Source organism: Asticcacaulis sp. (assembly GCF_051956075.1).
In the GTDB taxonomy this organism is placed as follows: domain Bacteria; phylum Pseudomonadota; class Alphaproteobacteria; order Caulobacterales; family Caulobacteraceae; genus Asticcacaulis.
Genome location: NZ_JBQCGA010000043.1, coordinates 96,204 through 113,426, shown reverse-complemented (window position 1 = coordinate 113,426; position 17,223 = coordinate 96,204). Strand labels below are relative to the sequence as shown.

Below are 17,223 nucleotides of genomic sequence, written 5' to 3'. Positions count from 1 at the left end.
ATAGGGACTCTTCCTGTCATCACAACCGTGAAAAGCCGGTATCAGGCCGTCAGGCGCTTGCGGCCCTTGGCGCGGCGGCGGGCCACGATCTTCTGGCCGTTCTTGGTGGCCATGCGGGTGCGGTAGCCGTGGCGGCGCTTGCGCACGAGACGGCTCGGCTGATAGGTGCGTTTCGTTCCCATGACAGGGGCTCCGGTAAGGTGGCGGGCCGCCGGGTGCGCACAGACGCGCGCAGAAGCGACCGGGAATTGCGTAAAGAGGCGCGTGGATAGTCCAGCCGTTTTCGCTTGTCAATGCCCTTATCGGCCTGAATACGGGCGAATGGGTGGAATGGGTGCGTAAAACAAACGCTTTTCAGCATGTTTTCGCGCAATTTCCCGGCCATTTTTTACGAAAATAAGCTATACTGTCTAAACCTCCATCAGGCGTCGAAATAACAAAGCGTGTTCGATCCCGGCAAGACAGATATCAACCTTCCTTACGGACCGAAAGGGCGACCGCCCTCGCGGCAGGGCTTCTATGCCCGCCGTCTGGCGCATGCGGCGGCGGTTCTGGGGCGGCTCGGCCTCGACGCCGGAACGCGCGCCTTCAAGGCCGCGCGCGACTTCCTGTTCTCCCTGTCGGGTCAGCTTCTGATCCTCACCCTCGTCTTCGTGATGATCGTCGAGGTGGTGATCGTGATTCCGCGCATGGCCGCCGATCAGGAGGACTGGCTGACCGACCGGGTGCGCTCGGCCGAGATCGCCTCGCAGGCCGTGGACACCGCCGCCGCCAACAATGTCTCGCGCGCCACCTCGTTCCAGCTCCTGCGTTCGGCGGGCGTATTGTACCTGCGTTTGCAGGGCGGCGGTCGCGTCTATCAACTTCATCCCCTGTCCGATCTGCAAATCCCGGATGAGGTGCTGGACCTGCGCGATTCGCACAAGGATCTGCGCCACGACCTCGCCTATCTGTGGGCGCCGTGGAACACCTTGATGGCCAAGCCGGACCGGCTGATCCACCTGATCGCCAAGCCGCGCGTGCGCTCCGGCGACATGATCGAGATCGTGGTGCGCGCCCAGCCGCTCAAGACCTATCTCAAATCCAGCCTGCTCGGCATGTTGCGCATGTCGCTGAGCATATCGCTGGCCGCCGGTATTTTGGTCTTCGCCGCCCTGTCCGCCTTTATCGTGCGCCCGATCCAGAAGCTGACCGACGGCATCGCCGCCTTCCGCACCAACCCCGAAGACCCGTCCGCTGCGCCGAAACCGACGACGCGCCGCGACGAGATCGGCCATATTGAGCGCGAACTAGCCTCGATGCAGGAACAGGTGCGTCAGGCCCTGCGCTCGCGCGCCCGGTTGGCGGCGCTGGGTCAGGCGGTGTCGAAGATCAACCACGATCTGCGCAACATGCTGACCGCCGCCCAGATGGCCTCGGACCGGCTGGCGACCTCCGCCGACCCCGCCGTCGCCAAGGCTTTGCCGCGGCTGGAGCGCGCCCTCGACCGCGCCCTGTCGCTGGCGCAGAACGTGCTGACCTACGGCAAGTCGGACGAGCGCGCGCCCGAGATTCAGATCGTCAAACTGCGCGAACTGGCCGAGGCCGCCGCCGAGGACGCCGGCCTCGGCGTCACCGCGCAGGCGACGGAGAGCGTGCGCTTCGCCGCCCGCATCCCGCGCGGTTTCCATCTGGAAGGCGACCCGGAGCAACTTCATCGCCTGCTGGTCAATCTGATGCGCAACGCGCGTCAGGCGATCGAACTGCAGCCCAATCGCAAATCGCGCGGCCGCGTCACCCTGACCGCCATAAAAACGGCGCAGGACGTGGTCATCATTGTCGCCGACAACGGCCCCGGCATCCCCGAACGCGCGCGCGACAAGCTGTTCCAGCCCTTCTCCTCATCGGCCACGCCCGGCGGTTCGGGCCTCGGCCTGGCCATTTCGCGCGAACTGGCGCAACTGCACGGCGGCGATGTGCGTCTGGTGCAGACCGGGCCGGAAGGCACGACTTTTGAAATCCGTTTGCCGCTGAAAGGATAAGCGTAAATTGGAATTTGGCGACCTGCTCAATCTCGTGCGCGACAGCTACATCACTCAGTTTTCGAACTTCGTCGAAGAACAGAAGGCCAGTCACGAAAGCGGCGGCCCTGAGGTCAAGTTCGAACTGAGCGAAGACAGCGACTTTTACGGCCACGCCTACTGCGCCGACTACGCCTCGCCGGAAGACGGCGGCCACGTCGTCGAACTCTCGCCCGACGAGGAGATCAGCTTCGATCCCTTACAGGTCAGTTTCGGCGATCTGGAGCTGGCGGTGACGCGGCTGGCCTGGCACGATATGACCTTTTCCCTGCCCTCGACCGCGCAGGTGGCGGCGGACAGGCTGACGCCGTGGTTTCAGACCTGGTTCGATCCGAACGAGGAGCGCTTCGACCCCGACACGCGCTTTTCCGGCAATATCCACGCCCTGACGCTCGACCCGGACGGCATGAATGTCGATTTCGGCACCGCCCCCATCGACGCCTTCGTCGAACTGGTCGAACTGCTCGAAGCCGAAGGCTGCAAGGCGGTGGCGATTTCCTAACCTGCGTGCGGCTCGGTCTCCGCCGGCGCATCCAGCGCCTGAGCAAACGCCTCCGCCGCGTCCCCGCTCGGCGCGACAAGCTCGGCCAGGTCGTCAAACGCTTTGAGCGCCTGAAGCCGGTAGTCGTCCGCCTCGATCAGCAGTTCATGCTCGGCGCCCGCGACCTCGATATAGTGCGCGCCCGCGATCTTGCGCGCGAAGGCCCGCGTCGTCTGGTGGGCGATGACATGATCGTCGCCAGAGCAGATGAAGGTGATCGGCGTCTTGACCTTTTTCAGCCGCTTATGCTTGTCGCGCACCAGATCCTCGCCGAGGCGGAGGGCGAATTGCAGCCAGCCCCAGGTCGGCGACCCGACCGCCAGATGCGGGCAGGCGAACAACTGCTCGCGCCAGCGCTCATAACGCGCGCGGTCGTGCGTCAGGGCGTCGTCTTCAAAGGTGTTTTCAAACGGGTCTTCAAACAGCTCCGGCACATAATCGCTTCCGCGTCCGTGATTGACCTGCCAGTTGACCTGAAAATTGACCGACCACAGCGAATGCTTGCCGGTCTTGATGCGCAGCATCGGATTAACCAGCAGGGCGGCGGCGATGCGCGACTCCCCGCGCGTCAGGGTGGCCATGTTGAGCGCGGCCCCCATCGAATGGCCGATCACGATCCACGGCTTGGGCGCGCGCTCCTCGAAGGCGTCCAGCAGGCGTTGAAAATCGTCGAGGAATTCGTCGGCGCCGCGCGCATGGCATTTCAGCCGGTCGGGCAAAAGGCGCGCCGACAGGCCCTGCCCACGCCAGTCATGCGCCACCACGTCGAAGCCGCGCGCATTTAAGTCGCGCGTCAGCTCATAATATTTCTCGATCGGCTCCGAGCGTCCCGGCGAGATAAAGACCGTGCCTTGTGAAGCGCCGGAAGCAGGCCAGTAGCCGACGCGCAGACGCAAGCCCCCGGCGCCGCGGAACCACTCGCCGGTCCCGCCATCGGGAACCTGCGATTCCGGCGTGAACATCAGCGGGGCGCTGGTGGATAATGCGGCGATGCGACTCATGACGGCTTCCTGAACTTCAGCGTCATACGGTCGCTTTCTCCGATTGATTCGTAAAGCGTTCCGTCAAAATCAGGGTTGGGCGGCTGGCCGCGCGGCGCGGTCAGACGTTGCGGCGGCAGGGTCCAGACCCCGAACGGATGGTCCTTGTCGTCCTTGGGATTGGCGTTGATCTCCGAGGACGCGACGAAGCCGAAGCCCGCCTCGGACGCCAGTTGTCGCACGAACGGCTCCTGCACATAGCCGTTGCTGGCCGCCGGATCCTGCACATTGCCGATATCGGCGCGATGCTGCTCGACGCCCAGAACGCCGCCGGGCTTGAGCGCTGAAAAGGCGTCGGCGAACGCCTTTTCGGCGATTCCCGCCGCCATCCAGTCCTGCACCACGGTGATCATCAGCACGCAGTCCGCCGTCCCCGCCGGAACCAGAGGGCCGGTGTCGGCGCCGAACTGGCTATAGGTGATGTCGCCGTAAAGCTTTTTGTCGGCGTCGAAATGTTTGCGATAGGCGTCGTTGAGCGACAGGATGGCCTGATCGGCGCCCGCGCGCGGCGCGATCAGGGCGGCGACATATTCGCCCTTGCCCTTGTTGAGGTAGGGCGCCAGCACCTCGGTCATATAGCCCGCCCCCGGCCACATATCGACGACCGTGCTGTTCGGATCGACCTCGAAAAACTGCAGGGTTTCGATCGGGTGCTGATACTTGTCGCGCGCCTTATCGACCGCGTTGCGCCAGTTCCCCGACACCGCCCATTGCAGCGTTCCCTCCTGCTGGGCCAGCTTCGGATCGACCACCTCACTGGCGTCAGCGTCGGCGTCGGGATCGTCATCCGGCGGCGGGCCATCCGGTTTCGGGCCGCACGACGCCAGACCGGTCAGGACGCTGGCGCCCATCAGAGTCATCAATGCCCGGCGGCTGAAATCCTGCACGCGTGTTTGTCCTTGCCCCGACTGAACCCGCAAACTAGGCGCAGCCGCCGCAAAGGTCAAAGTGGTTAATGCAAATTTTTCAAGCTGTTTAGGCCCCACCCGCCATTTGCGTCATCGCGACCGGCGAAAAGGCCTCCGGGCCGCGACCCGGAGGCCATAACGCAATGTCGGCCTAGTGGTTATCATTATAACCATAGGACGGGGCCGAGGTTTCGCGCCAGCGACCGTCGGAATCCTTATAGCCATAGGCCTGCACCTGACCCTCGTGCCAGCGGCCATACGTGTCCTTCCAGCCGAAGGCGACCGGACGGCCCGTATGCCAGTCGCCGTGATCGTCACGCCAGCCCTGCTGACCGCGATAGTGATCGTGCGCCTGATTATAGGCCTGACCGTAGCTGTTGTTATTATCGGCGTAGCTGCGGTCGCGGTTGTAATAGATGTGCGAATAGGCTTTCGTCGGCGGCTGATCCTTATAATAGACGACCTGATAGCCGTCCGGCGCCGGAGCGGGCTGGTAATAGCCCTGCTGATAGGAATAGTAGTCGCCGTTCATGCACTTGACGCTGCTGGCGCCGATGCCGCGTCCGACCGCGCCGCCGACGACCGCGCCGCCGACCGCGCCGAGACCGCGTTCATTCTTGGAAATCTGCGATCCGGCCAGCCCGCCGACAATGGCGCCGATCACCGTGCCGGTGGTCTTGGCCTTGTCCTTCTTGGCGTAGCAATAGCCGTTATAGGTGGTGTCCTGAGCGTGGGCCGCCAGCGGGGCGGCGGCGAACAGGCTGGCGGCGGCGAACAGGCCGATTGCGGTCTTCATACGTGTCATAGCGGTGAGGCTCCGTTATTTTTTGCGCCCCCGCATAGGCCGACATGATAGACATACGGGCGCAGGCGTCGATGCGAAGATGATGGTCTGCGATAAAAACCGCATAAGCTTGCTTGCCGCGCCGCCGGACTTGGGGCAAAGCAGGCGCATGACCGATTGCCGCCTCTATCTGATCACCCCGCCGCGCCTCCCTGACCCGCAGGCCTTTGCGCGCGACCTGGACGCCGCCCTGACGGCGGGCGGCGACCGGGTGGCCGCCCTGCAGATCCGGCTAAAGGACGCCAGCGACGACGATATCCGGGCCGCAGCGCGTATTCTGACGCCGGTGGCGCACGCGCACGACGTCGCGGTGCTGATGAACGACCATGTCGGACTGACGAAGGAACTGGGGCTCGACGGCGTTCATATCGGCCAGTCGGATACGCCTTACAAGGAGGCGCGCCGCCTGCTGGGGCCGGACGCGATGATCGGCGTGACCTGCCACAACAGCCGTCATCTGGCCATGGAGGCCGCCGAGGCGGGCGCCGACTATGTCGCCTTCGGCGCCTTCTTCCCGACCACGACCAAGGCGGTCGAACATATGGCCAAGCTGGAGACTCTCAACATCTGGCAGGAAACGATGGAGACGCCGTGCGTCGCCATTGGCGGCGTCACGGCGGATACGGCCCGCGCTATCGCCGAGGCGGGCGCCGACTTCATCGCTGTCTCCGGCGCGGTCTGGAACCACCCGGACGGCGCGGCGGCGGGCGTTGCGGCGCTGAAAATGGCGCTGGAGGCCTGACGGCCCCGTCAGCTTGACCGCATAACGCAGCTATGCAAGCCTGCGCCGCGTCATAACACAAGGGGGTTGCTATGCGTTCTGTCCAATTGTCCACCTGTCTCGCCGCGATCATGGCGCTCGCCCTGACCGGCGCGGCGCAGGCGAAGGACTCGATCCTCGACCAGTTGCGTCCCGTGACCGATGAGATCAAGCTCAAGGGCAAGAAGGGGCATGACCTGTTCCATCCCGGCTATGCTCTGGGCGACTATGCGGGCGAAACCCATGCCGTGACAAGCCATGCCGACGGCCTCGGCCTGTTCACCTCCGACAAATTCAAGACCAGCTTCACCGTCACCGGTCCCGGCATGGGCGACGGGGTCAGCGCCGACTGCGCAGGCGGTCAGGGCCGGATTGGCCTCGACTGGCTGCCGTTCAAGCGCGACACATTGGCCTATATCTGCGCCTATGGCGGCGCCGCGCCGAAAGACGCCGAACTGGACCTTGCGCTCTCGACCGGCGGCAAGCTGCTGAACCGTCTGGCCCAGCCGCAGCGGGGCGGCGAATTTCACTATGGCGACGTCACCTTGCGCGTCACGACCGAACTGCTGGGCGGCTTCACGCTCAGCAACGGCCAGACCTCGGACTATCTGATTGCGCGCCCGGATGGAACGCCGGTCGCGGCGGTGCGCAAGACCGGCCTGCAGCCGACCGTCTATCTGCCGAAAACGCCGGGACCGGAGCGCGACGCCGCCGCCGTGCTGGCGCTCAGCCTGGTCTTTTTCATGGACCCCGGCAATAACAGATAGCTATTTCGCCAACCGCACCTTGTCGAGGAATTCCGGGAACAGGTCGAGATTGGCGCAGATCACCGTGCCGGTCTCGAACGGATGGGCGTCTGAGTCGATCGAGGCGAACTTGCCGCCCGCTTCGTGGACCATCAAAAGGCCCGCCGCCATATCCCACGGCTTGACGCCGCGCTCCCAGTAGCCGTCGAACTGACCGGCGGCGACATAGGCGAGGTCCAGCGAGCAGGCGCCGTTGCGACGGATGCCGACCGTGCGCTGCATGATCTGATGCAGCTCTTTGAGCGCCTGCGCATGGCCGGACTTGCCCAGAAACGGCAGGCCTGTGCCGATCAGCGCCTCGTCCAGGGTGCGGCGCGACGAGACGCGCAGGCGGTGGTCGTTGCGATAGGCGCCCTTGCCTTTTTCGGCCCAGTAGAGGTCGTTGGTGACCGGATTATAGGTCACGCCCGCCACGATCTCGCCATCGCGCTCCAGCGCGACCGTACAGGCGAAGTGCGGAATGCCGTGCATGAAGTTGGTGGTGCCGTCGATCGGATCGACGATCCAGCGGTGCGTCTTGTCGGTGCCGATGACCTCGCCCTGCTCCTCGCCGAGGAAGCCGTAGCCGGGACGCACGCGCAGCAGTTCCTCGAACAGGGCGGCCTCGACGCGCTTGTCGGCGGCGGTGACGAAATCGCCCGGCCCCTTTTTCGAGACCTGCAATTCGGACACTTCGCCGAAGTCGCGCGCCACGCCCTTGCAGGCCTTGCGCACCGCGCCGACCATGACCTGAATGAGGGAGGATTGCAGAACGGTCATTACGTCACCTGATGGCGCCCAAGCGGCGCTGAAACAAAAAAGTCAAATCCGGGCGAAGATGGTCCCCGCCCGGATGTCAATCGCCTTGCGCCGACAGTCTTAGTCCGCGCGCTTCATATATTCGCCGGTCTCGGTCGAGACGACGATGCGTTCACCCACGCCCATAAAGGGCGGGATCATGACGCGCATGCCATTGGAGGCCTTGGCGGGCTTGTAGGAGGACGAGGCGGTCTGGCCCTTGATGGTTGGCTCGGTCTCGATGACCTCCAGCACCACCGTATCGGGCAGGCTCATGCCGATCGGCTTTTCTTCGTGAGATTCGATGACGACCACCATGCCGTCATGCAGGAAACGGACCTGGTCTTCGCCGACCCAGTCCTTACTCAGGCTGATCTGTTCGTAGTTTTCAGTATCCATGAACACCAGCATGTCGCCGTCTTCGTACAGGAACGAATGGTCGCGCTGCTCCAGCACGGCGCGTTCGACCGTGTCGTCGGAGCGGAAGCGCTCATTCAGCTTGGTGCCGGTGACCAGGTTCTTCATTTCGACCTGGGCGAAGGCGCCGCCCTTGCCGGGCTTGACGTGCTCGGTTTTCACGACGGTCCACAGACCGTTCTGATATTCGAGGATCATGCCGGGCTTGATCGTATTGGCGTTGATTTTCATGAGATACGACTTGTCAAAGAAATAGGGATTCCGTTGGGCGCGTTACTACTCGGATCGGCGCGCAAAGGCAAGGGGGCGCGGAAACGGCGCTTAGGATGCATACATAATCACATAAACATATCTTTATATCTTTATTGACTCTCGCCAACACCCTGCTAATCTGCCCGTGACCAAAGGTTCCGGCGGCATGGCGACATGCGCGTCGGCTAAGAGGGAATCCGGTTTAAGGCCGGAGCTGTTCCCGCAACTGTAAGCGCGGAGCGCCGCCGCATATGTCACTGGGCAACCGGGAAGACGCGGCGGCGCATTGAGGCGCGAGCCAGGAGACCTGCCTTGGGTTTGACGATAATCCACGGGCGGGACTACCCGAAGGATGCACACTGGCATTCGCTTCCCCGCCCCCATTCTCAATGGGGTCACGATGACACATATTCAAACGGCCAATCTGGGCTTCCCCCGTATTGGCGAAAGGCGCGAGCTGAAATTCGCGCTCGAATCCCACTGGTCCGGCAAGACCTCCGAGGCCGAACTTCTGGCGACCACGGCCGACATCCGCGCGCGCAACTGGACACGACAGGCCCACAGCGGCCTCGACATCCTGCCGTCGAACGATTTTTCGCTTTACGACCATCTGCTCGACACCGCCTTCATGGTGGGCGCCATACCAAGGCGTTTTGGCGAGACAGCGGACCTTGCGACCTATTTCCGTATGGCCAGAGGACAGGCGGGACGGGTCGCCTGCGGCCACGACCACGGTGACGCCACCGCGCTCGACATGACCAAATGGTTCAACACCAATTACCATGTGCTGCTGCCGGAGCTGGGCCCGGATACAGATTTCGCCCTGACGACCAACAAGCCTCAGGCCGAGTTCATGGAGGCGAAGGCGCAAGGCGTCCATACCCGCCCGGTTCTGGTCGGGCCGGTCACCTTCCTGTCGCTGGCGCGCACAGACAGCCATTTTGACGCTTTAAGCCTGCTGCCGAAACTTCTGCCCGTCTATACGCAAGTCCTGCGCACGCTTGCGGCGGCGGGCGCGGACTGGGTGCAGATCGACGAGCCTGTTCTGGCGCAGGAGCTGGACGGCCAGAAACGCTGGGCGCTCGACACCACTTATAAGAGCTTCGCGCGCGACGCCGACATCAGACTCATGCTGACCAGCTATTTCGATACGCGTCTGGCCAATTTGCGCCTCGCTTTCGACCTGCCGGTGGCGGGCCTGCATGTCGATACGGTCAGCCGTCCTGAGCTTCTGCCGCGCCTGCCGGAGCTGGCCAAAGACAAGCTTCTGTCCCTCGGCGTGATCGACGGCCGCAATATCTGGAAGACCGACCTCAACGCCCTGCTCGACCGGCTCGAACCGGTCATGGCGAAGCTCGATCAGGTCATCCTCTCCCCGTCCTGCTCCCTGCTGCATGTCCCCATCGACCTTAACGCCGAGACGCAGCTCGACGCCGAACTCACCTCCTGGCTGGCCTTCGCCGCGCAGAAGCTCGACGAACTCCAGCTTCTCAAACGCGCTCTGAACGAAGGCCGCGACGCCGTCGCCGCCGATCTCAAGGCCAATGCCGAGGCCCTGGCGGCGCGCAAGGCGTCAAAGCGCATCCATAATCCGCACGTCGCCGCGCGCCTCGCCGCCGTGACTCCGGCCCTGTACGACCGGCAAAGCCCGTTCACCGAGCGCAGCCGCAAACAGGCGCGCCGCCTGAACCTGCCGCTGTTGCCGACCACCACCATCGGCTCCTTCCCGCAGACCGCCGAGGTGCGTCAGGCGCGTCTCAAACACAATCGCGGCGAACTCAATGACGCTGGCTATAACACCTTCCTGAAAGCCGAGACCGAACGCGCCATCCGCTGGCAGGAAGAGATCGGCCTCGACGTACTGGTCCACGGCGAGTTCGAGCGCAACGACATGGTGCAGTATTTTGGCGAGCAGATGGACGGCTACGCCTTTACGCAAGCCGGCTGGGTGCAGTCCTATGGCTCGCGCTATGTCCGCCCGCCGATACTTTATGGCGACGTGTCGCGCCCGAAGCCGATGACGGTCGATTGGGCCGCCTATGCGCAATCCCTGACGAATAAGCCGGTCAAGGGCATGCTGACCGGGCCGGTGACCCTGCTGCAATGGGCGTTCGTGCGCGACGATCTGCCCCGCGAAACCGTCTGCCGTCAGGTCGCCCTGGCCCTGCGCGACGAGGTGCTGGACCTCGAAGCGGCGGGCGTCACCATCATCCAGATCGACGAGGCCGCCTTCCGCGAAGGCATGCCGCTCGACGCATCCGAGGCCGCCGCCTATCTCGACTGGGCCGTCGCCTGCTTCCGGCTGGCCGCAAGCGGCGCGGCGGACGAGACGCAGATCCACAGCCATATGTGCTATTCGGACTTCAACGCCATTATCGGCGCCATCGCGCAGATGGACGCCGACGTCATCTCGATCGAGACCTCACGCTCGCAGATGGCGCTGCTGGAGGCCTTCGCCGACTTCAACTATCCGAACCAGATCGGACCGGGCGTCTATGACATCCACAGCCCGCGCGTCCCGACCGAAGCCGAAATGGCCGAGCTTTTGCGCGCAGCTCTCAAACGTCTCAAACCGCAGCAGCTCTGGGTCAATCCCGACTGCGGCCTGAAGACGCGCGGCTGGGACGAGACCCGCCCGGCGCTGGAACGCATGGTCGCGGCGGCCAAACGCCTGCGCGCCGAACTCAGCGTGAAGGCGTAAAGTCTCTCCCGCGCAGCGGCAAACCTTATGCTCCCCACCGTCGATAGCGGTAGCGTGCGACGACCCTGAACATCTGTGCTGATCTGTGGATTAAAAAACGACCTTTATCGCCCGCGGAGACGACGGCAGTAAGGGTATCCACAGATGACACAGATGTTCTGAGTTGCGACACGCTACCGCTATCGTCGGCTTGACGCCCAACCCCTCTCCGCGCTTTATGCTGCTTATAATTATAAATCTGAGAGGACACCCATGCGTCACATCACCCGCCGTTCAGCCTTGCTCACCGGCCTCGCCGCCAGCGCCGCCGCTTCGCTCCCCACCCTCGCCCGCGCCGACGAGACTCCGCGCGCCGTCACCCCGCCGGGCATGATCCTCGGCGAAGGCCCAATCTGGTCGGCGCGCGACAACGCCCTCTACTGGGTCGATATCCGCGGCAAGAAGATTCACCGCCTCAACTTCAAGGACAACAGCCAGCAGAGCTGGGACACGCCGGATATCGTGCCGTGGATCGTCGAGCGCAAGTCGGGCGGCTTCCTGTGCGCCATCCTGCGCACGGTCTGCGCGGTCAGCTTCGACCCGGAGTTCAAGCTGACCCCGCTGTTCAGCATCGAAAAGGACAACGCAGCCGTCCGTCTCAACGACGCCAAGGTCGATCCCATGGGCCGTCTGTGGACCGGGACCATGGACCTGGCCTTCAAGGACCGCATCGCCAATCTTTACCGCATCGACCCGGATCTCAGCGTCCACACAATGGACACCGGCTATACCTGCACCAACGGCCCGGCCTTCTCGGCGGACGGCAAGACCCTCTATCATAACGAGACGCATGACGGCATCGTCTATGCCTTCGACCTCGCCGCCGACGGATCGCTCAGCAACAAGCGCGTCTTCGTGAAGCTTCCCGACGGCGTCGGCTTCCCCGATGGCTGCACCACCGACGCGCAGGGCGGTCTGTGGGTGTCGCATTACGGCGGCGCGCGCGTCAGCCGCTATACGCCCGACGGCAAGCTCGATTTCGACGTGATGGTTCCGGCCAAACAATCCACCAGCCTGACCTTTGCGGGCGCCAATCTCGACCGGATGTTCGTCACCACCGCCGCCCAGCCGCCGGTCGATGCCGACGACAAACAGGCCGGAACCCTGTTCGAAATCCCGTCCGCCTCCTTACGCGGCCACACCGGCCTGCCCATGGGCGTGTTTGCGGGGTAGGTTGACGCTCAGGAAAAGGCCACCACTCTGGCGGTGGCCTTTTTTGCGCCTGAGTCTGCGAGGCGGATTGATTTTCACAAGGCTCGATAATAGCGCTACCACAAAAAATAAACTCTCAGGGAAAGCTCCGAAAATGCCGCACAAGATCCTGTCGCCGTCCATTCTCCTCGCCTGCGGTCTTTGCCTTGCGCCCCTGCAGACGATGGCGGCCCAGCCCGCAGCGGCGCACCCGCCTTTATCCGCCCCCACGAAGAAGCAGCGCCTGATCGTTCTGACGGACATTGGCGGCGAACCGGACGACACCGAATCGATGGTGCGTTTGATGCTGTATTCCAGCGAGATCGACATTGAAGGTCTGGTCGCCACGACCTCGGTGTGGATGAAGAATGACACCCATCCTGACGACATACGTCACGTCATTGAAGCCTATGGCAAGGCGCGGCCCAATCTGCTCCTGAACGAAACCGGCTATCCAACAGTGGAAAGTCTGCTGGCGAAGGTGGCGGTAGGCCAGCCCGGCTACGGCATGGACGCGGTCGGCAATGGCAAGGACTCCGCAGGCTCCAACTTAATTGTAAAGGCGCTGGAATCGAACGACCCGCGCCCGCTCTGGGTCACTGCATGGGGCGGAATCAATACGCTGGCTCAAGCCTTGGAAACAATTCACGACACCAAATCGCCCGTCGAAGCCAAACGACTGATCGCCAAGTTGCGAGTCTATGCAATTTCCGATCAGGACGACGCGGGACCGTGGCTGCGCAAAAAATTTCCGGATCTCTTCTATATCGTCAGCGTTGGCGCCTACGCCAATGCGACCTGGACCGGCAACAACGCCGTCATCGACGGCATCGACAACGACAGGATCAGCAATGGCTGGCTGGCTAAAAACATTCAACAGGGCCATGGCGCGCTGGGCGCAGCCTATCCCGATGTTGGCTGGGGCATGGAAGGCGACACGCCATCCTTTCTGGCCCTCATACCCAATGGTTTAAGCGTTCCGGATCATCCGGATTATGGCGGTTGGGGTGGGCGCTATATATTGGCGACACCTTCGGTCGAAGGTCTGGGCGACAGCGTCAACGGTGGCATTCCAATAATGCCGGAAACGCGCCCCATCTGGTCGAACGCCATAGACGCCTATACGCCCTATGTTCCATCCGATTACGGTCGCGCCATCAAGCCTGGAGACAAAACTTTCAAGGACTTCCGCGTAACCCTGTGGCGCTGGCGCGACGATTACCAGAACGACTTCGCGGCGCGTATGCAATGGGCCACAAAGCCCTTTGCGCAGACCAATCACGCACCGATCATCAAACTCGCAACGCCGGATCATATGACGGTTCATTCGGGCGATTACGTCGGCATGAGTGCGGCGGGCACGACCGATCCCGACGGCGACAGCCTCAGCTATCTATGGTTCGACTATGCCGAAGCCGGAAGTCTCGACAAGCCGATCGCGATCAGTGGCGCTGAAGATGTTTACCACGCTGGTTTCACGGCCCCCGTCGTCACAAAGCCGGAAACTGTCCATATCATCCTGAAGGTTACTGATAAGGGCATGCCATCCTTGACAAGCTACAAGCGGATCATTGTGACGGTCCTGCCCTGATTGACGACTAATCTTATCCCCCTCCCAAATTTCTGCTGCATCCTATCCCCATGTCATCGGATGCGCGCACAGATCAGCCCCACCTGACGCCGGAACAAAGGCGCGAGATGCTGCGCGCCTTCGCCGACCGGATGTTGATCAAGATATCGGCCATGGACGATCCCGAAGACCTACCGGGCGTCGAGCGCGCCGTGCGCGTGGCCTCGGTCATCGAGCGGCTCTACAGCCGCTGCGACCACGCCGAACATCAAGGGCCCGATCCGCGCAAGCTTCGCGCCGAGCGCGCGCAAAACGAGGGCGAAGCCCTCAAGGCGCAGGTGTCGCTGGCCGGGACGCTCAGATGGAGCGAGGAGCGCCGTCGCGATCTTGGCAAATGGTGGGACGCTGCTGGCGAGGCGATCAAAACGCCGGTCGCGGAGACGAAGACGACCCACACGCCGCCGGTCAGAATGGCGAAAGCGGCGGATGTCAGCAAGGCCCATGACACCGAAACAAGGCAGACCGCTCCGGGACGCTTCCCGACAGGGACCGGCAAATCCCCCCTCCCACCACCTTGATCTTCTACCTCTCCCCCCGTTTACGGGGAGAGGGAAAAGGCGCTTAAAACTTCTGGCTGATTTTGGCGACCAGACGGCCCTTATATTTATCGCCGTAGCCATGTTCATCGCTGTCGTACCAGCGCACGTCGAGACTGGTTTTTTTCAGCAGCGCATAGGTTCCGCCGACATTCCAGCCGTTGTAATTCTTCGCCGGCGTGACATCGCGATGGCCATAGGCCGCCGACAGGGAAAACTTCGGCGTGATCTTCTGCGCGACCGAAGCTTCGGTCCAGTACGACGCCTTGGTCTTACCGTAGGAATCACCGGTATATTGCTCGCTCAGCTTCACCGAGGTCTTGCCGAAGCTGCGCCCGATCGCGCCCTGCCATTCATAATAGGCGTCGTCCGTACCGGCCCTGGCGCCGTCGATGATCTTATAGACGACCTGCAAGGACAGATCATATCCGCCCGCCTTGCCCGCTGCGCCCGCATACCATTCCTGCTGGTCGTCTCCGCCTTCGGCGGTCTTGACGTTCTTGACGCGCGCCCCCGCGTACCAGATTCCGTGCGAGACTTTCAGCCCGACCAAGCCTTGCGGATCGCCGTCCGTATCGGTGGCGCCCTTGGTCATGCCCGCCGTCGCCAGACTGGCCTCGCCGCTGAGTTTGAAAAAGGGTTTGTCGGCGGCGTGCGCGCCAAACGCCGAAACGGAAGCGGCCATGATCAGGCCAAGAGCAAACGGGTACGCAACTTTCATAAATACTATTCCTTGAGAGCGGAAACGGCGTCTGTCGGCCATTCCTCCGTACAAGGATTACCATCGGGCTGTTGAAAAGCCGTTAAACCTCGAATTGCAGGCTGGCCAGCCTTTGATAAAGCCCGCCGCGGGCGACCAGTTCGTCGTGCGTGCCGATATCGACCACGCGCCCGGCGTCCATGACCACGATGCGGTCGGCCTTCAGCACCGTGGCCAGCCGGTGGGCGATGACAAGCGTGGTGTGTTCGCGCATCGCTTCGCTCAGCGCTTCCTGCACCAGCCGCTCATTCTCGGCGTCGAGCGCCGAGGTCGCCTCGTCGAGCAGCAGCACCGGCGCGTCGCGCACCAAAGCCCGCGCAATCGACAAACGCTGCTTCTGACCACCGGACAAGGACTTGGCGCGCTCGCCCAAGGGCGTGTCGAAACCTTGTGGCAGCGCCTCAATAAAGCCGAGCGCCTGCGCCTTGGCGGCAGCGGCGCGCACCTCGTCCATCGTCGCGCTCTCGCGCCCGAAGCGGATATTGTCGGCCGCCGAGCCGGAGAACAGGGCCGCGTCCTGCGCCACCAGAGACAGGCGCTCGCGCACCGCCTTGGGGTCGGCGGCGCGGATATCGACGCCGTCCAGTTCGATCCGGCCCTCATTGAAGTCGTAATAGCGCAGCAGCAGCCGGAACACGCTCGACTTGCCCGCGCCGGACGGTCCGACCAGGGCTACCGTCTCGCCGGGCTGAACGTGCAGGGAAAAGTCGTCCAGCACCACCGTATCGGGCCGCGACGGATAGGCGAAGCGCACATGCTCGAAGCGAATCTCGCCGCGCGGCGCAGGCAGGTTCGCGGGCGTCGGCGGCGCGGTGATATTCGGCTCGGACTGCAACAGCTCGTCGATGCGCATCATGGCGCCCGCCGCCTTTTGCAGATCGCCCCAGGTCTCATTGAGATTGGCGACCGACCCCGCCGTGAACACCGACAGCATGACGAACTGGATCAGGGCGCCGGTCGTCATGCGGTGATGGAAGACATCGTGCGCGCCCAGCCACAGCACCACAGCGATGCCGCCGAACACCAGCGAGATCACCAGCGCCGTCATGGTCGCCCGCGCGCGGATGCGCTTCAGCGAGGTTGCATACGCCGTCTCGACCGCCGCGTCGAACCTGCGCCGCGTAAAGGCTTCGCGCACAAAGGCCTGCACCGTCTCCAGCGCGTCGAGCGATTCGGACGCAAAGCCGACCGCGTCAGCGAAATTGTCCTGCGTCCTGCGCGTCAGCTTGCCCACGGCGCGGCCAAAGGTGATCAGCGGAACCAGCACCAACGGAAACAGGGCCAGCACAATCAGGGTCAGTTTCGGACTGACAATCATCAAAAGCGTCAGGCCGCCGACAAAGGTGACGAGATTGCGCAACGCGATGGAGATCGAGGACGACACAAGCGTTTCGATGATCTGGATGTCGCTGGTCAGGCGCGAAATCACCTCGCCGGTGCGGATACCGAGGAAAAAGGCAGGGTCGAGCCTGAGGATATGCGCGAACACGTCTTCGCGCAGGTCGGCCACCACGCGTTCGCCCAGCCGGGTGATGTAGAAGTAGCGAAACGCCGTCGCCAGCGCCATCACAATAGCCACGCCGCCGATCACCAGGAACCAGGCGTCAAGCTGGGCTGCATTGCCGGAGCCGAATCCCTTATCGACCAATAGACGCGCCGCGCCGGTCAGGCTGAGGCTGGCCGCCGACGAAATGACCAGAAACACCAGCATGAGCGCCAGATTGCGCTTCTGCCGCATCAAATACGGCCATAGCCGCGCCAGAGGCTTCAGATTGCGCGTCTTGCCCCGTCCGCCCGCCGCGTGCCGGATCTGGGCGGCCAGCTCGGCGCCAGCGGAGGGACGATCTTTGGCGGCGGCTTCGGGGGCGGAGTCGGGCATGACGGCTGTTTAAACAACAAGCCCTTGCGCGGCAAGGCCGCATCCTGTATGAGCCGCGCTTCGCTAAAGTTTAGCTCCACCC

Annotated in this window: 16 protein-coding genes and 1 riboswitch; of the genes, 8 read left to right on the top strand and 8 right to left on the bottom strand. The window is 63.2% G+C overall.

The features are described 5' to 3' along the window. Positions 1 to 41: 41 nt before the first annotated feature. Positions 42 to 182: a 50S ribosomal protein L34 gene (gene rpmH / locus ACTHLA_RS11490; RefSeq protein WP_018080783.1), complete on the bottom strand. Its 141-nt coding sequence runs from the start codon at positions 180 to 182 to the stop codon at positions 42 to 44. Between the two features lie 261 nt (positions 183 to 443). On the opposite strand from rpmH, the gene ACTHLA_RS11485 reads away from it, so the two are divergent. After that, a complete protein-coding gene (locus ACTHLA_RS11485) occupies positions 444 to 2,021 on the top strand; it encodes an ATP-binding protein (protein ID WP_440189046.1) in 1,578 nt (525 codons plus the stop codon). A 7-nt stretch (positions 2,022 to 2,028) separates the two neighbouring features. Next, positions 2,029 to 2,562 carry a hypothetical protein gene (locus tag ACTHLA_RS11480; protein WP_440189043.1) on the top strand — a complete coding sequence of 178 codons (534 nt, stop codon included), beginning with the start codon at positions 2,029 to 2,031 and terminating at the stop codon, positions 2,560 to 2,562. On the opposite strand, the gene ACTHLA_RS11475 is transcribed toward ACTHLA_RS11480, so the two are convergent. From ACTHLA_RS11475 to ACTHLA_RS11465, 3 genes are all read right to left on the bottom strand, one after another. After that, on the bottom strand, positions 2,559 to 3,602 hold the full coding sequence (locus tag ACTHLA_RS11475; protein WP_440189040.1) for an alpha/beta fold hydrolase: 1,044 nt from the start codon (positions 3,600 to 3,602) through the stop codon (positions 2,559 to 2,561). The genes ACTHLA_RS11480 and ACTHLA_RS11475 overlap by 4 nt on opposite strands. Further along, on the bottom strand, positions 3,599 to 4,501 hold the full coding sequence (locus tag ACTHLA_RS11470; RefSeq protein WP_440189097.1) for a class I SAM-dependent methyltransferase: 903 nt from the start codon (positions 4,499 to 4,501) through the stop codon (positions 3,599 to 3,601). The genes ACTHLA_RS11475 and ACTHLA_RS11470 overlap by 4 nt, the downstream gene beginning before the upstream one ends. Before the next feature lie 199 nt (positions 4,502 to 4,700). Continuing rightward, positions 4,701 to 5,354 (bottom strand): glycine zipper 2TM domain-containing protein, encoded by a 654-nt coding sequence (locus ACTHLA_RS11465; RefSeq protein ID WP_440189037.1) that lies wholly within the window; start codon positions 5,352 to 5,354, stop codon positions 4,701 to 4,703. Between the two features lie 148 nt (positions 5,355 to 5,502). On the opposite strand from ACTHLA_RS11465, the gene thiE reads away from it, so the two are divergent. Together thiE and ACTHLA_RS11455 are read left to right on the top strand one after the other, a co-directional pair. After that, positions 5,503 to 6,135: a thiamine phosphate synthase gene (gene thiE / locus ACTHLA_RS11460; RefSeq protein WP_440189034.1), complete on the top strand. Its 633-nt coding sequence runs from the start codon at positions 5,503 to 5,505 to the stop codon at positions 6,133 to 6,135. Between the two features lie 71 nt (positions 6,136 to 6,206). Next, entirely contained in the window at positions 6,207 to 6,920 is a 714-nt protein-coding gene (locus tag ACTHLA_RS11455; protein WP_440189031.1) for a hypothetical protein, read from the top strand. Here ACTHLA_RS11455 and ACTHLA_RS11450 read toward each other — a convergent pair whose 3' ends face one another. Next, positions 6,921 to 7,718, bottom strand: a complete 798-nt coding sequence (locus ACTHLA_RS11450) for an inositol monophosphatase family protein (protein ID WP_440189028.1) — start codon at positions 7,716 to 7,718, stop codon at positions 6,921 to 6,923. Between the two features lie 99 nt (positions 7,719 to 7,817). Beyond that, a complete protein-coding gene (efp, locus tag ACTHLA_RS11445; RefSeq protein ID WP_440189025.1) occupies positions 7,818 to 8,384 on the bottom strand; it encodes an elongation factor P in 567 nt (188 codons plus the stop codon). Between the two features lie 157 nt (positions 8,385 to 8,541). Beyond that, positions 8,542 to 8,734, top strand: a riboswitch (cobalamin riboswitch). 71 nt (positions 8,735 to 8,805) lie between these two features. On the opposite strand from efp, the gene metE reads away from it, so the two are divergent. From metE to ACTHLA_RS11425, 4 genes are all read left to right on the top strand, one after another. Further along, positions 8,806 to 11,106 carry a 5-methyltetrahydropteroyltriglutamate--homocysteine S-methyltransferase gene (metE, locus tag ACTHLA_RS11440; protein WP_440189022.1) on the top strand — a complete coding sequence of 767 codons (2,301 nt, stop codon included), beginning with the start codon at positions 8,806 to 8,808 and terminating at the stop codon, positions 11,104 to 11,106. Positions 11,107 to 11,358: 252 nt separating this feature from the next. After that, positions 11,359 to 12,318, top strand: a complete 960-nt coding sequence (locus ACTHLA_RS11435; RefSeq protein WP_440189019.1) for an SMP-30/gluconolactonase/LRE family protein — start codon at positions 11,359 to 11,361, stop codon at positions 12,316 to 12,318. Between the two features lie 133 nt (positions 12,319 to 12,451). Beyond that, a complete protein-coding gene (locus ACTHLA_RS11430; RefSeq protein WP_440189016.1) occupies positions 12,452 to 13,927 on the top strand; it encodes a nucleoside hydrolase-like domain-containing protein in 1,476 nt (491 codons plus the stop codon). 50 nt (positions 13,928 to 13,977) lie between these two features. Then, positions 13,978 to 14,484, top strand: a complete 507-nt coding sequence (locus ACTHLA_RS11425) for a hypothetical protein (protein ID WP_440189013.1) — start codon at positions 13,978 to 13,980, stop codon at positions 14,482 to 14,484. 43 nt (positions 14,485 to 14,527) lie between these two features. On the opposite strand, the gene ACTHLA_RS11420 is transcribed toward ACTHLA_RS11425, so the two are convergent. Both ACTHLA_RS11420 and ACTHLA_RS11415 read right to left on the bottom strand, forming a co-directional pair. Continuing rightward, entirely contained in the window at positions 14,528 to 15,223 is a 696-nt protein-coding gene (locus ACTHLA_RS11420) for a TorF family putative porin (protein ID WP_440189010.1), read from the bottom strand. 82 nt (positions 15,224 to 15,305) lie between these two features. Next, on the bottom strand, positions 15,306 to 17,141 hold the full coding sequence (locus ACTHLA_RS11415) for an ABC transporter transmembrane domain-containing protein (protein WP_440189007.1): 1,836 nt from the start codon (positions 17,139 to 17,141) through the stop codon (positions 15,306 to 15,308). Between the last annotated feature and the right edge of the window lie 82 nt (positions 17,142 to 17,223).